Source organism: uncultured Polaribacter sp. (assembly GCF_947501385.1).
GTDB lineage: Bacteria > Bacteroidota > Bacteroidia > Flavobacteriales > Flavobacteriaceae > Polaribacter.
This window is the reverse complement of sequence record NZ_CANMVP010000046.1, coordinates 1-16346: the sequence shown is the minus strand read 5'-3', so window position 1 is coordinate 16346 and position 16346 is coordinate 1. Positions and strand designations below refer to the sequence as shown.

At 31.8% G+C, this 16346-nt stretch carries 12 protein-coding genes; all 12 read left to right on the top strand.

What is annotated here, in order from left to right:
• Positions 1–124 precede the first annotated feature (124 nt).
• The 12 genes from Q0998_RS18630 (at position 125) to Q0998_RS18575 (ending at position 16250) form a co-directional block, all read left to right on the top strand.
• Positions 125–457, top strand: coding sequence for a hypothetical protein (locus Q0998_RS18630; RefSeq protein WP_299672723.1), 333 nt, complete (start codon positions 125–127; stop codon positions 455–457).
• Positions 458–669: 212 nt separating this feature from the next.
• On the top strand, positions 670–1824 hold the full coding sequence (locus Q0998_RS18625; protein WP_299672720.1) for a homogentisate 1,2-dioxygenase: 1155 nt from the start codon (positions 670–672) through the stop codon (positions 1822–1824).
• A 383-nt stretch (positions 1825–2207) separates the two neighbouring features.
• The gene (hppD, locus tag Q0998_RS18620; RefSeq protein ID WP_299672717.1) at positions 2208–3368 is read left to right on the top strand and encodes a 4-hydroxyphenylpyruvate dioxygenase; all 1161 of its coding nucleotides are present in this window, start codon (positions 2208–2210) and stop codon (positions 3366–3368) included.
• A 946-nt stretch (positions 3369–4314) separates the two neighbouring features.
• Complete coding sequence (locus Q0998_RS18615) at positions 4315–5232, top strand: tryptophan 2,3-dioxygenase family protein (protein WP_299672713.1); 918 nt, start codon at positions 4315–4317, stop codon at positions 5230–5232.
• Positions 5233–5620: 388 nt separating this feature from the next.
• Positions 5621–6391, top strand: a complete 771-nt coding sequence (locus Q0998_RS18610) for a DUF3108 domain-containing protein (protein ID WP_299672710.1) — start codon at positions 5621–5623, stop codon at positions 6389–6391.
• A 124-nt stretch (positions 6392–6515) separates the two neighbouring features.
• The gene (locus Q0998_RS18605; protein ID WP_299672707.1) at positions 6516–7784 is read left to right on the top strand and encodes a peptidoglycan DD-metalloendopeptidase family protein; all 1269 of its coding nucleotides are present in this window, start codon (positions 6516–6518) and stop codon (positions 7782–7784) included.
• Positions 7785–7788: 4 nt separating this feature from the next.
• Positions 7789–9360: a glucose-6-phosphate isomerase gene (gene pgi / locus Q0998_RS18600; protein WP_299672704.1), complete on the top strand. Its 1572-nt coding sequence runs from the start codon at positions 7789–7791 to the stop codon at positions 9358–9360.
• Positions 9361–9576: 216 nt separating this feature from the next.
• Complete coding sequence (locus Q0998_RS18595) at positions 9577–12117, top strand: TonB-dependent receptor (RefSeq protein WP_299672701.1); 2541 nt, start codon at positions 9577–9579, stop codon at positions 12115–12117.
• Between the two features lie 11 nt (positions 12118–12128).
• Positions 12129–13787, top strand: a complete 1659-nt coding sequence (locus Q0998_RS18590) for a hypothetical protein (protein WP_299672698.1) — start codon at positions 12129–12131, stop codon at positions 13785–13787.
• A gap of 321 nt (positions 13788–14108) precedes the next feature.
• Positions 14109–14531, top strand: coding sequence for a hypothetical protein (locus Q0998_RS18585; protein ID WP_299672726.1), 423 nt, complete (start codon positions 14109–14111; stop codon positions 14529–14531).
• Position 14532: 1 nt separating this feature from the next.
• Positions 14533–15264 (top strand): 1-acyl-sn-glycerol-3-phosphate acyltransferase, encoded by a 732-nt coding sequence (locus tag Q0998_RS18580; protein WP_299672695.1) that lies wholly within the window; start codon positions 14533–14535, stop codon positions 15262–15264.
• A gap of 2 nt (positions 15265–15266) precedes the next feature.
• A complete protein-coding gene (locus Q0998_RS18575) occupies positions 15267–16250 on the top strand; it encodes an acyl-ACP desaturase (RefSeq protein ID WP_299672692.1) in 984 nt (327 codons plus the stop codon).
• Positions 16251–16346 lie beyond the last annotated feature (96 nt).

Below are 16346 nucleotides of genomic sequence, written 5' to 3'. Positions count from 1 at the left end.
TCAAAACAAAAATATATAGAAAATTATCAACCAAATATTTGTTTTTAAGCACAGTTCATTCCTGCGTAGGCAGGAATTCATAGTACGTTAATTAATTTTCTTATTTTAGATGAAAATTGAAATTATGATAGCATTAAATACAATCCCCTTTTTTCCATATGAAAATGGTTTAGACTTATTTGGCTTAGTGATGTTTTCTTTAGGTTCTGTAATAATAATATCAGTTCTACTTTTATATTATAACAAGATCCGAAAAAGTAATTCTTCAAAAGACGCACTAGAAACTCCTATTTACCAATCAAAAGATATTTTATTACAATCAAATAGTTTAGATGCAAATTTTATAATTGCAGAAAAATCAACTTCAACTTTTGTAAAAATTTTGGTGTATATTTTAATAGCATTTGTAGCAATAACTCCATTATATCAATTATTGGGTGTGGAACATTTTCTATAGTAGATTTTTTCTGCATTCCTTTTTGTATCTTTGTATAAGACACGAAATCGATTGAAATGTATTCAGACTTACTATCTTACTTAAAATTCTTAATAAAGCGCAATCCAGAGTAATTCAATTATGTAACAATTGAGCAATTTAATAATGTATCAACTATCTTCTATTAGAACACTGTTACATTAAATTATTAATTTATTATTACATTAAAAACTATGCCCTTTTATCATAAATTAGGAGAAATTCCACCCAAAAGACACACGCAATTTCGTAAAAAAGACGGCAGTTTATATTACGAACAATTGTTTGGTACCATTGGTTTCGACGGAATGTCTACCAATTCGTATCACGAACACAGACCAACCATGGTCAAGAAAATTGGCAAGCAATATTCAGTAAAACCAAAAATTGCGAAAGCAAACAATATTCAGTCTTACAGATTTAGAGGTTTCCAAGTTCCACCAGAAAACGACTATTTAGAAAGTAGAAAAGTAGTGTTGACAAACTCAGATTGTAATATTATTCTGTCTGCACCAAAACAATCTACCACAGATTATTTCTATAAAAATACAGATGCCGATGAAGTAATTTTCATTCATAAAGGAACAGGAAAACTACGTACGCATTTAGGAAATCTCGATTTTAAATATGGAGATTATTTAGTAATTCCTCGTGGAATTATCTATAAATTAGATTTCGATGATGAAAATAACCGACTTTTTATTGTGGAATCCTATTCGCCAGTCTATACGCCAAAAAGGTATAGAAACTGGTTTGGTCAGCTATTAGAACATTCGCCATTTTGTGAGCGAGATTTAAGAAGACCACACGAATTAGAAACCTATAATGAGTTAGGAGATTTCTTAATCAAAGTAAAAAAACAAGGTGAAATTATAGAAATGACCTATGCTTCGCATCCTTTTGATGTAGTTGGTTATGATGGTTATAATTTTCCCTATGCATTTTCAATTCACGATTTCGAGCCGATTACTGGACGTATTCATCAACCACCACCAGTGCATCAAACTTTTGAAACAAATGCGTTTGTAATTTGCAGTTTTGTGCCGCGTTTGTATGATTATCATCCAAACTCAATTCCCGCACCATACAATCATAGTAACATCGATTCAGATGAGGTTTTGTATTACGTAGATGGCGATTTTATGAGCAGAAATGATGTTGATCAGGGTCAGATTTCCTTGCATCCAGCAGGAATTCCTCATGGTCCCCACCCAGGAGCAACCGAAAGAAGTATTGGGCATACAAAAACCGAAGAATTGGCAGTAATGGTAGATACTTTTAAGCCTTTACAGGTTACAGAAGAAGCCATGAAAATTGCAGATAGAGAGTATTACAAATCTTGGTTATAGCCTCCCCTAACCCCTCCGAAGGAGGGGGATTAGTAACATATCCAAAACTATGTTTTTCTATGGTTATATGGTAAAAGAAGTTCATTAAAATAATTATTAGAAGCTATTTCCAGCTTTCACTACTCACTTTTTTTGCCGAAAAAGCAAAAAAGAGTTCAAACAAGCCGTTCAATCTGGGCTAAACTTGTTTGTAAAGGGAATTGCTAAAAGGAGAAAAATAGCTTTTTTATAAATCTATAAAACTTCAAATTTTTCAAAAACATTTGAGTTTTTAGTAAAATAAACACTTAACAACCTAAAAGGGTTTCAAACCCTTTATGGGATAAATAAATAAGACCTCACAGGTTTTTAAAACCTGTGAGGTCTGCAAAAACATCAAAAAGATGGCAAAAGAAATAAAATCAGTAAACTACGGTTTAGAAAAAATATTTGAAGGAGCACAAGACTTCCTTCCGTTGTTAGGAACAGATTATGTAGAATTTTACGTGGGTAACGCAAAACAATCTGCACATTTTTATAAAACAGCATTTGGTTTTCAATCTTATGCATATAAAGGTTTAGAAACTGGTGCAAAAGATTCGGTAAGCTATGTGTTGACGCAAGATAAAATTAAAATTATTTTAACTACTCCACTAAACAGTAAATCGCCGATAAACGATCATATTGTAAAACATGGTGATGGTGTAAAAATAGTTGCTTTATGGGTAGAAGATGCAAGACAGGCGTATAAAGAAACAACTTCAAGAGGCGCAAAATCTTATATGGAGCCAACTGTAGAATCAGACGACCATGGTGAAGTGGTAAGAGCAGGAATCTACACGTATGGAGAAACCGTGCACATGTTTGTAGAACGTAAAAATTACAACGGAACATTTTTACCAGGGTTTCAAAAATGGGAATCCGAGTACAATCCGCCAACTTCAGGACTAAAATACATCGATCATATGGTGGGTAATGTGGGTTGGAATCAAATGAACAAATGGGTAAAATTCTATGAAGATGTAATGGGGTTCGTCAATTTTTTATCTTTTGATGATAAGCAAATTCACACAGAATATTCTGCATTAATGAGTAAAGTAATGTCAAATGGAAATGGGCGAATTAAATTTCCAATTAACGAACCCGCAGAAGGAAAAAAACGTTCTCAAATAGAAGAATATTTAGATTTTTATGAAGGTGCAGGCGTGCAGCATATTGCCATGGCAACTGATGATATTATTAAAACAGTTTCGCAATTAAAAGCAAACGGAATCGAATTTTTATCAACGCCGCCAGAAGAATATTACAAGTCAGTTCCTGCCAGACTACAAGAGTTTAGTCATGAGTTAGGAGAAGATATCGAAAAATTAAGAGGCTTAGGCATCATGATTGATGCAGATGAAGAAGGGTATTTGTTGCAAATTTTTACAAAGCCTGTAGAAGACAGACCCACCTTATTTTTTGAAATCATCCAAAGAATGGGTGCCAAAGGTTTTGGAGCCGGAAACTTTAAAGCATTATTCGAATCTATAGAAAGAGAACAAGCAAAAAGAGGAACGCTTTAAAAAAGATGCAAGATTTTTAGAAACTGGAAATTAGAGACTAGAGACTAGACAAAATACTCATAAAACATCCTGCAAGGTTTCTTTTTAACCTTGTAGGTATTTTAAATATTACAATAATCTTGTAGCTATCTTAAATATCACAATAATTTATACTTACAAATATTTGGAATTGTTGGAAATGGTTTAGAATTTCTAGGTTTGCGTTAAGGATTGAAATGACATCCTTTTTGTTTTTTCGACAAAAAGATATCATGGAAAGCCTGCTAAAACGCCCAAATAAAATAAAAGAATGAATAAAAAGAGCAAATAGTTTTATATCCTGTAAGGTTTTTAACTGTTATAATTTATACCAACAAGGTCTTAAAGACCTTGCAGGAAAAGAAAAAGTCTTGTTTCTTTGTTATGAAACAGTAATACTTAAATTATACTTACAAGGTTTTTGATACTGAAACAAGTTCAGCACAAAAGCCTTGTAGGAAAAGGAAAAAAATGGAAAGAGAAGAAACTTTAAGGAGGAATACTTTAAAAAAGAGACAAGAACTAAGATAAAAGAAACTAGAAACAAGACAAAATGTTCACTCATAAAACATCCTGCAAGGTTTCTTTTTAACCTTGTAGGTATTTTAAATATTACAATAATCTTGTAGCTATCTTAAATATCACAATAATTTATACTTACAAATATTTGGAATTGTTGGAAATGGTTTAGAATTTCTAGGTTTGCGTTAAGGATTGAAATGACATCCTTTTTGTTTTTTCGACAAAAAGATATCATGGAAAGCCTACTAAAACGCCCAAATAAAATAAAAGAATGAATAAAAAGAGCAAATAGTTTTATATCCTGCAAGGTTTTTAACTGTTATAATTTATACCTACAAGGTCTTAAAGACCTTGCAGGAAAAGAAAAAGTCTTGTTTCTTTGTTCTAATATCTTGATTCTAAAAATATGAACAGAAACGAAATACTAAAAGCAATAGAAGAAAAGTACGATAAACTAGGCGTTCCTGTAGATGCCATGCTAGAAGGTTTGTTGTGGAGTAAGCCAATTACCTATTGGGATTATATTCAGACAGATGCACTTTTGGGTTTGCAAACGCAAAGAACAAATTTGCCAGATGAAATGGTCTTTATCATGTATCATCAAGTGAATGAGTTGTTGTTTAAAATGATTTTGTGGGAAATTGATCAGGTTGCTAAAGAAGTTGAAGTTTCTGCGGATAAATTTGCAATGCATTTAGGAAGAATCAGCAGGTATTTTGATATGTTGTGTAGCTCCTTTTCTGTGATGGCAGATGGAATGGAAAAAGAGCAATATTTAAAATTTAGAAATACACTAACACCTGCAAGTGGTTTTCAAAGTGCACAATACAGAAAAATAGAATTCGCTTCAACAGAACTCATTAATTTAATAGATGCACGTTACAGAGATACCATAGATAGAAATTCATCTTTTAAAAATGCATACAATCATTTGTATTGGCAAGCCGCAGGTAAAAATTATACAACCGGGCAAAAATCAACCTTATTAAATCTCTTTGAAAAAAAATATTTAGGAGATTTTATAGACTTTATGGAAGATTATAATGATATCAATCTATCAAAAAAATTTAAACAACTACCAAAAGATGTGCAGCAAAATGAAGATTTGATAAAAGCAATGCGACACTATGACTATACTGTAAATGTAAAATGGGTCATGGCGCATTACAATGCAGCAGGAAAGTATTTAGGAGGAAAAGAGAAAGATTTAGAAGCTACTGGTGGTAGTAGTTGGCGAAAATACATGCATCCTAAATTTCAACGTAGAATTTTTTACCCTTATTTATGGAGTGAAGATGAATTAAAAAATTGGGGAACCTTTTAAATTAGTGAAACTCAATTTTTATTCCGAAGCTTCGGAAGCGAAGCAATGAATTAAAAATTGCTAGCTGAACCTGCCTATGCCAGCAGGCAGGCTAATCCCGCTTTTTTAGCGGGATCTATGGGTTTTATTAAAAGCTTTTGCTATTTTAATAGAAAAGAATTCCTTGAGGTCTTGCCTCGGTTTTCCATCGTCGCGAAACTTCGGGAGTCATTTCCGTGAACCTGCCTGCGGCAAGTAGGAACGGGGATCTAAATAAAGAATATAAGGAAACTTCAGAATTCAATCCAATCTGAACAAAAAGTTAAAAAGTCACTTACAATTGTCTGTAAATGGCTTTTTTCATTTTTGGAACGGTAATTGTCATTACTTTTTTATAAGTTTGAAAACTATGAAAAAAAATACAATACTAATGCTGGTTTTATTATTAACAATCTCTGTGTTTGCACAGCAAAAGCAAGTGGCCTTTAAAGATGGGGAATGGTTGCGTTATAAAATGAGTTATAGTGGTTTTTTAAGAGCAGGAACAGCCGTTTTAGAAGTTGAAGAAACAGAATTAAATGGCAAAGAAGTTTTTCATACCAAAGGATCTGGTTGGACTTCTGGGATGATAAAATGGTTTTTTAGGGTAGACGACGTTTATGAAAGTTATTTTGATAAAGACATGATTAAACCCTACGTTTTTAAAAGAAAAATCGATGAAGGTGGTTACAAAAAACACAGAATTACTAATTTTAACTACGATTCTAACAAAGCTTATGTTCAAGATTTTTTAAAACAAACAGATACTACCATTCCTTTTTCTAATATTCAGGACATGCTTTCTTCTTTTTATTATTTGAGAAATCAAGATGTAAAAAACATGAAAACGGGCGATGAAATTGCGATTGATATGTTTATGGATTCTCAAGTATATCCTTTTAAGCTTCGTTTTTTAGGAAGAGAGGTTCTAAAAACAAAATTCGGAAAAGTAAATTCTTTAATATTTAGACCCATAGTGCAGTCTGGTAGAGTTTTTAAAGCGCAAGAAAGTGTAACCATCTGGATTACAGATGACGCTAACAAAATACCAATTAAGATGAAAGCAGATTTATCTGTAGGGTCTTTAAGGGCAGAACTTGAGAAATACAAAGGGTTGGCAAATGATTTTGGTAAAAAATAAAGATTTCTTGAGAATTTTTTTACCAAAATTTTAACGAAACCGTTTTAGGAACTTCCTGCTTTAGATTTAAAACGCACCAATTTTATTTGTACTTTTGAAAGCTAAATCTAATCGCTGTTAATTTTTGAAAAAAATAATCTACTGTTTACTCATTTTTTTTACTGTTTTTGCTTGCAAAACTGATGAAATAAAGAAAGAACCAACGTCAAAGCCAATTCCAAAACCGGTTTATAAATACGGCTACAAAATAGACGATTACAAAGTAATTCTAGATACCATTAAAAGTGGTGAAAGTTTTGGAACTATATTAGACAGGCATCATGTGTATTATCCTAAAATAAATAAAATAGCAACTTCAATAAAAGAAGTTTTTGATGTTAGAAGAGTTAGAGCAGGCAAACCCTATATGATTTTAGCAAGTAAAGATTCTATAGAAGAAGCTAAAATTTTTATTTATAAAAATAATAAAATTAGGGCAACCGTTGTAGATTTTAAAGATTCTATCATTGAAGCATATACCTTTCTTCAACCTATAAAAACTGTAGAGAAAATTGTAGAAGGTAAAATATACTCTAGCCTTTCGAATGCAATGGACAGTTTGCATTTAGCATCAAATTTAACAAATACAGTGGCAGATATTTATGCCTGGACTTTAGATTTTTACAAACTTCAAAAAGGAGATTCTTTTAAATTAGTTTTTGAAGAAAAATATATAAAAGATTCACTTTTTGCTGGCTATGGTGATGTGAAATCGGCTGTTTTTAATCATAAAGGCGAAAATCTTTATGCATTTAAATTTACGGCAGATACTATAAACGGCATCCCAGAATATTATGATGAAGTTGGGAATATGCTCAGAAGTCAGTTTTTAAAATCTCCAATTAAGTTTCAATATAGAATTTCTTCAAGATATAATCTAAAAAGAAGAATTGCGTATTACGGAAATAGGATAAAACCTCATAGAGGTACAGATTTTGCTGCAAATATTGGTACGCCAATTTTAGCAACTTCTAGTGGAACCGTTGTTGCTTCCGCAAAAAGAGGTGGAAATGGAAATTACGTAAAGATTAAGCATAATAGTACGTATTCTACACAGTATTTACACATGAAAAAACGGATGGTCAAAAAAGGGCAGTACGTAAAACAAGGTCAGGTTATTGGTACTGTTGGAATGACAGGAAATACTGGAGGACCACATGTTTGTTACCGTTTCTGGAAAAATGGTAGAGAAGTAGATCCATTTAAACAAAAATTACCGGCTGCAGAACCTTTAAAGAAAAGTATAAAACCTAGATATTTAGAATTTATAACTCCGCTAAAATATCAATTAGATTATAATCAATTACCAATAGAAGAACCTTCTATAATTACAGAAGAAATTGCTCAAAACTAAGAAAATGGCTTTAAAAAACATCAATCCAACCAAAACTCAAGCTTGGCAGAAACTTACAAATCATTTTAATGATCATAAAGACATTACTATTAAAGAATTGTATAAAGATGTGAATAGAAAAGCACATTTTTCATTAGAATTTGAAGACCTGTTAGTTGATTTTTCAAAAAATAGAATTACAAAAGAAACACTAGATTTATTAGTGGAATTAGCAAAAGAGGTAGATTTAAAAGATGCTATTGAAAAGCAATTTTCTGGCGAAGTAATTAATGTTACCGAAGGCAGAGCCGTTTTACATACAGCATTAAGAAGTAATTCTGAAGAGCCTGTTTTTATGGATGGAAAAAATATCAAACCACAAATACAAGCAGCTTTAAGAAAAATTAGAAGTTTTAGTAATAAAGTTATTTCTGGAAAATGGAAAGGCTATACGGGTAAATCAATTACAGATATTGTAAATATTGGTATTGGAGGTTCAGATTTAGGGCCAGATATGGTGGTTGAGTCTTTACAATATTACAAAAATCAGTTGACGACTCATTTTGTTTCAAATATAGATGGAGATCATGTTTCTGAAGTGATGAAAAAACTGAATCCAGAAACTACCCTGTTTGTTATTGTTTCAAAAACATTCACCACACAAGAAACCATTACAAATGCAGAAACTCTTAAAAACTGGTTTTTAAAATCGGCAACTATTTTTGATATTCCAAAACACTTTGTGGCAGTTTCAACAAATTTAGAAGCGGTAGATAATTTTGGAATCGATAAATCGAATGTTTTTCCAATGTGGAATTGGGTTGGCGGTCGTTTTTCTTTGTGGTCTGCAGTGGGTTTATCCATAAGTTTGTCTGTAGGATTCGATAACTACAGAGCTTTATTAGATGGTGCAGAAGAAATGGACATCCATTTTAGAAGTGAAGATTTTGACAAAAATATCCCAGTAGTGTTGGCCCTTTTAAGCATTTGGTACAATAATTTTTACAAGGCAGAAACGGAAGCTGTATTGCCGTATTCACAATATTTAAAAAAGTTACCAGATTATTTACAACAAGCCATTATGGAGAGTAATGGAAAAGGTGTAGATAGAAATGGAGATCAAATAGACTATCAAACAGGAACTATTGTTTGGGGAAGTACAGGTACAAACATGCAACACGCATTTATGCAATTGGTGCATCAAGGAACCAAATTAATTCCTACAGATTTTATTGGATATAAAGAATCCTTGTATGGTTTAACAGATCATCACAAAAAATTAATGGCAAATTATTACGGACAAATGGAAGCTTTGGCTTTCGGGAAATCGAAAGAAGAGGTGCATTTAGAATTAAAATTTGCAGGCAATGAAGACAAGATTTCTCAATTATTGCCTTTTAAAATTTTTGAAGGAAACAGACCCAGCAATGCCATTCTTTTTGATAAACTTACTCCGAGGTCTTTAGGGAAATTAATTGCTTTATATGAGCATAAAATTTATACACAAGGAATTTTATGGAATATTTATAGTTACGATCAATTTGGTGTCGAACTAGGCAAAGAATTAGCTAAGAAACTGTTGAATAAGCAGTCATAAATTCCTTTAAAAAAAACAATTCTCAAAAATTTAATTTTCCATTTTCTTTTTATTAATAAGCATATGGGTGTTTAAAGTGCTCTTTACTAGTGCGTAAGGATGTTTTTGATTAAGTTAAAATTTCTTAATTTTTTGTTAAACCTTAACATTAAGTTAACTTTAGAAGTCCGTAAAAACAAGAATTTTGCAAAACATTTAATAATATAAAATTAAACAATGAGAAATTTTAAAAACTTATTATTTGTAGTCTTGTTTTTTGTAACAGCTACAGTTTTAGGGCAAAGTAAAATTACTGGAACGGTTGTAGATGAAACCAATCAGCCATTACCAGGAGCAAGTATTCTTGAAAAAGGAACAACAAACGGAACCTCTACTGATTTTGATGGAAAGTTTATTTTATCTGCTAAATCTAGCTCAGGGGTATTGGTAGTTTCATTTATTGGTTACAAATCTACAGAAGTTTCATTTACTTCAGCAAAAACAAATCTTGGTAATATCAAATTACAAGAAGATGAGGATGCTTTAGATGAAATAGTAGTTGTTTCTAACTCTTTTGCAATTGATAGAAAAACTCCAGTAGCAGTTTCAACAATAAAAGCTGCTGAAATTGCATTAAAATTAGGAACTCAAGAATTTCCTGAGATTTTAAAATCTACTCCAGGTGTATATGCGACCAAGCAAGGTGGTGGTTATGGAGATGGTAGAATTAACTTACGTGGTTTTAATTCAGAAAACGTTGCGGTTATGATTAACGGTGTACCTGTTAATGATATGGAGAACGGTAGAGTGTTCTGGTCTAACTGGGCAGGTTTAGGAGATGTAACTAGTGCAATGCAAGTTCAAAGAGGTTTAGGCGCTTCTAAAGTAGCTGTGCCATCCATTGGAGGAACCATTAATATTTTAACGAAAACTTCAGATGTTGAAGAAGGTGGAAGTGTTACTTATGATTTAGCCAATGATGGTTTTCAAAAATTCGGTTTTAATTATTCTACTGGATTAATGGATAACGGTGTTGCCGTTTCTGTTGCAGCAGCAACAGTAACTGGAGATGGTTATGTAGATGGTACACCTTTTACAGGTTTTAATTATTTTGTAAATGTGACCAAAGAATTTAATGATGAACATAAGTTATCTTTAACTGCTTTTGGAGCAAAACAAAGACATGGTCAGAGACAAAACAGACACTTAATTGCTACTTTTAGAAAAAGTGAAAGAGGAAGGAAATACAATTCAGATTGGGGTTATAAAGATGGGCAATTAACAAGTGTAGAAGATAATTTTTATCATAAGCCTCAAATTTCTTTAAATCATTATTGGAATGTAAGCGATAAAACTTTTGTTTCTACAGCAGCCTATGTTTCAACTGGCTCTGGTGGTGGTGGTGGATTCGGTGGAACTAATAAATTTGGGTTTGAAGATGACAATTATAGAATTGGTACTTTAGGCACTGTTAATTTTGATAAGATTGTTGATGAAAATATAGCAAGTGGTGCTAATGGTTCTGAATCTATTTTAAGAGCTTCTAGAAATGACCATAATTGGTACGGCGTTTTATCTACATTAAAAACAGATTTAACTGAAGAACTAACTTTTTTAACTGGTTTAGACTTTAGAGGTTATAAAGGATTACACTTTACCGAATTAACAGATTTGTTAGGAGGCCAATACTATTTAGATGATGCTAATGTTAATAATCCAGTTAATGCTGCTCAAGTAGGAGATAAAATATTTTATGATAACGATGGCCAAGTAGGCTGGTTAGGTGGTTTTACTCAATTAGAGTATTCAAAAAATGATCTTTCTGCGTTTATTTCTGTGAACGTATCCTCTACTTCATATCAAAGAGTAGATCGTTTCAATTATTTAGATTCTGATCCAAATCAAACTTCTGATAAGTTTAATTTTATTGGTTTTGGTTCCAAAGGAGGTGTTAACTATAACCTTAATGAAAATCACGGAGTATTTGCTAATATTGGTTACTTTGAAAGAGCACCATTTTTTAATGCAGTATTCGCGAATCGTAATAGTAATACGGATACAAATGAGGATGCTCCAAATCAAAAGATTACAAGTTTTGAGTTAGGGTACACATTAAGAAGCGAAAAATTTACTGGTAATGTTAATGTATATAGAACTAATTGGAACGATAGGTCTGAATCAGCAAGTTTTCAAAGAGAAGATGGGACTTTAGGTTTTGCAAACATTTTAGGAGTAAATGCAATTCACCAAGGTTTAGAAGTAGATTTTATTTACAGAGTAAGTGATAAACTAAAATTAACTGGTATGGCTTCTTTAGGAGACTGGAGATGGGCTAACAATGTTGAAAATGTTGAAATTTTTAATGAAGATAACGAGTTAGAAGAGACCGTGAATTTATTTATTAAAGATGTCCATGTTGCAGATGCAGCACAGACTACTTTTGCATTAGGAGTTAATTATGATTTATCTGAAAATACTTTGTTTACGCTAGATTACAATTATGCTGGAAACTTATATGCAGATTTTAACCCAAGTGATAGAGGAGTACCAGGACCAGATGCTTGGGAAGTACCATCTTTTCATTTATTTGATACTGCATTAAGACATAATTTTAACTTTGGGAATTTCGAAACAACGGTTATTGCTAGAGTTAACAATATTTTTGATACTGTATATATATCAGATGCACAAGATGGAACAGATTCTAATGCTGCAACAGCTGCAGTATACTATGGTTTTGGAAGAACATTTAGTGTTGGAGCAAAAATTAATTTTTAAATTTATATAAAATGAAAAAAATATTTTATTTATTCGCAATCATTACTTTAGTATTTACATCTTGTGAACCTCTAGAGGATGTATACAACGAAAATCCTGTTGATAATAATATATTAGCAGTAGAAACATATACTTTAATCACAGAAGATTATGAATTATATGAAACAGAACTAAATGATGAAGAATTCTTTGAATCTCAAGATCAAGCAGATTTGTTAATTCCTGATTTTCTAATGACTAAATTCCCAGTTTATGGAGAAGGCTCATTAGTTAATGTTAATTACAACTTATTTGATGAAACTGTTTTAGAAATGATGACTGCATCTGAAACTTTATCAAATATAAATGATATTGACGACTTTTTATCAAGCAACATGGAAAGTGCAAGTAACGGAACTTTTGTTGAGTTAACATACAACGCGGAAATTTTAGGATATGAATTAAGCAATGATGATTTTGTAACTATTGAAGGTGCTTTAGGTTCAAAATATCCTGAAGCTACAGCTAGTGCAAGTAGATTTGGAAACTTTGAAAGGAGAGCTGGAAGAGATGCATATTGGTCTGATGATATGATTGTAGAAGCTCTTACTATACTATTGGCAAGCGACTATAATACTGGTCAAGTTTTAGCAGCTAGTTTTCCAATTTATAATGGAAGCCCAGGATCTGAATCATTTACAATACAACATAATGGATATAGTTTTCTAAAACTAGATGCTCAAGTAATTGCTGTAACGGCAACAGACTACACTTTATCAAGTGCGGATTATGATGCAATAGCTACAAGTTTAATGACTAAATATCCTGATCCTGCAGCTAATTTAGCTCGATTTAGTAGTTTTGATACAAGAGTTGGTTCTAGCGATAATGCTTGGACAGAAGCAATGCTTGTTGAAGCTTTTAATCTAGTTTTACCAACAACAGCTTCAGAAGGTGATGTATATGCTGTTTCATACGTAGTTTATAATGGTTCTGTAGCAACAGAAACTATGACTTTAATTTACACAGCAGGTGCATATGTTCAAAACGTTACTGTTGTAGAAATATCAGCAGTTATTGCTAAAAATGACGGAGACTGGGAGTTTCCTTATGCATTTACAAAATCAGATTACAACTCTTTAGGTTTTGCTGATAATCGTTCAAACTTTAGCAACAGTAATATCTATATCTTAGATATCTTCTTAGAAGATATATTTCCTTTTGCGCAAGCTGGAGATTTAGCTACCGTTCAATATAAATTCTTCTCTGGAAGTACTTCTACAAAATATGGTAAAAGTATTTTTGATGGTAATAATTGGAAATTAACACCAGATATTATTGAAACCTCATTCCAATATGGTATTGAAGATGGAATTTGGGTACCAGATAATACTATCAGTTATACGTTTTTAGCTGCAGACATTGCCTTAATATCAAATTCTTTTATTAGTATTTATCCTGGCCCAGCTGATAATGTTGGTTTCTTTGGAAGTTTTGATAGACGTGATTCAAGTGGCAATTTCTGGAATGATGAAATGTTGTTAGAGGTATTTAATGTATTATTGGATACAAGAAATCCTAATGCAGAAGAAGGACAAAAATACGCTTTGACTTTTGTTGTTTACACAGGCTCAACTGGTAGTGAGACTAAAAAAGTTGTTAAAGAAAATGGGATTTGGGTTTACCAATAATAAAAAAATATATGACGTCGTGCTAAAACAGCGTTACAGAATTAATAATCTAAAGGTAGTGATTTTATATCACTACCTTTTTTGGTTTAATATTGTTTCATTTTGATTGTATTTTGTTTGTGTATTCCTATAGGAATCAACATATAATTAGATAAATGAGATCTAAAATTATTAAAAATTCTAATTGCATTTTGCAATAATTTTGTTTTAGAAAGAAAAGATGATGTTTTATAATTATATTTTAAAACCACCTTTTCCAAGGTGGTTTTTTTATGCATAAAAATTAGTAACTTTGTAAAAGCTAAAAAACCAACAGCTATGATGAAAGACGTACACTCTTATTGGGCATATATAGTACTTGCTATTTTAATATTTGCAGTTGTAAATGCAGTGATTGGATTCACACAAAAGAAAGCATTTAAAGATAAAGACTTACGGATTGGTCTATTCACGCTAATTTTATCTCACATTCAACTATTAATAGGTTTGGTGTGGTATTTTATGTCTCCTTGGTTTGATCTTTTAATTACAGATGCAAGTACCGTAATGAAAACAAAAGAAATACGACTATTAGCAGTAGAACATCCAATCATGATGATTTTAGCCATCGTCTTTATTACCATAGGTTGGTCTAAGCATAAAAAGAAAACAACAGATACGGCAAAGTTTAAAACATTTGTAATTTTCTACGGAATAGGATTGTTATTAATACTTTCAAGAATTCCTTGGAATAACTGGTTCTAAAATGAAAATACTAAGTTACATTTTATCACCAATATTTATATTTGTTTTTATCCTATTGCTTATTATTTTTCATCCATTTCAATGGTTGAGTTATCATTTATTTGGACATAAAGCACACGGAAAAGTTGTTGCAGCGCTTAATTTCTTTTTAGTAAAATCAATGTTACTTATTGGTGTGCCAATACGCGTAATAAACAGTTATAAAATACCAGAAAATACGTCTATTATTTTTGTTTCCAATCATCAATCTACGTTCGATATTCCTCCAATAGGATGGTTTTTTAGAAAACACCATCCAAAATTTGTAGCAAAAATAGAATTAGGAAAAGGGATACCAAGTGTCTCTTTTAATTTAAGAAAAGGTGGCGCAGCATTAATAAATAGAAAAGACCCAAAGCAAGCAATAAGTGAATTGGTAAGATTTTCTAAAAAAATTAATAAAGAAAAATGGGGTGCAATTATTTTTCCAGAAGGGACAAGAAGTAGAAACGGTACACCAAAAAAATTCGCTTCAAACGGATTAAAAGTCATCACAAAATATAACAAAGACGGATATATTGTACCTTTAACCATTAATAATTCTTGGAAAGTCTTTAAATATGGTAAATTCCCATTAGGAATAGGAAGTCCAATTACCATTACAACACATGAACCCATAAAAGTTAATTCTTTACCTTTTGAAGAATTATTACAAAAAACAGAAACAGTAATTAAAGAACACATAAAACAATAAGAATGTCTACGATTAAAAACATTAGAAAGGAAGTAATGTTAACGCTTGAGAAAAGCATGGATACTTTTATGGAAAAGTATTTAATTCCTCCAGAAAAAATATGGCAACCCACAGATTTTTTGCCAAACTCTCAAAAAGAGCGTTTTATCTCAGAAGTTGAAGAAATAAGAGAACTTTCTAAAGACTTACATGACGATTTTTGGGTAGTACTGGTAGGAGATACGATTACAGAAGAAGCTTTGCCAACCTATGAGTCTTGGCTGTTAGACCTAGATGGCGTTTCACAAGACCCAGATAACAGTTGGGCAAAATGGGTAAGAACTTGGACGGCAGAAGAAAATAGACACGGAGATACTTTAAACAAGTACTTGTATTTATCAGGCCGTGTAAACATGCGTGAAGTAGAAATTTCTACCCAACATTTAATCGCAGACGGTTTCGATATTGGTACCTCTACAGATCCATATAAAAACTTTGTATACACAACGTTTCAAGAATTAGCAACCTATGTTTCGCATAACAATGTCGCTAAAATTGCACGTAAAAAAGGACACAAAGCATTGGCTAAAATGTCTAAAATTATTGCAGGAGATGAAATGCGTCACCATCAAGCCTATTCACATTTTGTAAAAGAAATTTTTAAGATAGACCCAAGTGAAATGATGTTGGCTTTCCAACACATGATGAAATACAAAATAGTAATGCCTGCCATGCATTTAAGAGCATCTTTTGGTACAAAGGGTAGTTTATTTGATGATTTTTCTGCGGTTGCACAAAGAGTGGGTGTGTATACAGGTTTCGATTATGTAGACATTTTAAGGAAATTAAACACCATGTGGGAAATTGACAAGATTACCAATTTGACACCAGAAGCAGAAAAAGCACGTGATTATTTGATGAATCTTCCAGATAGAATGTATAGAATTACAGAGAGAATTGTAATTCCAGATACAAAGTTTGAATTCAAATGGATGCTACCAGCGTAGTTTTTTAAAAAGCTACCTACCTGTATTCTATGATTAAAAAAAGCAACTTTAGTTAAAGTTATTAACATTATTTATGCTGCATATTTCATCATATCG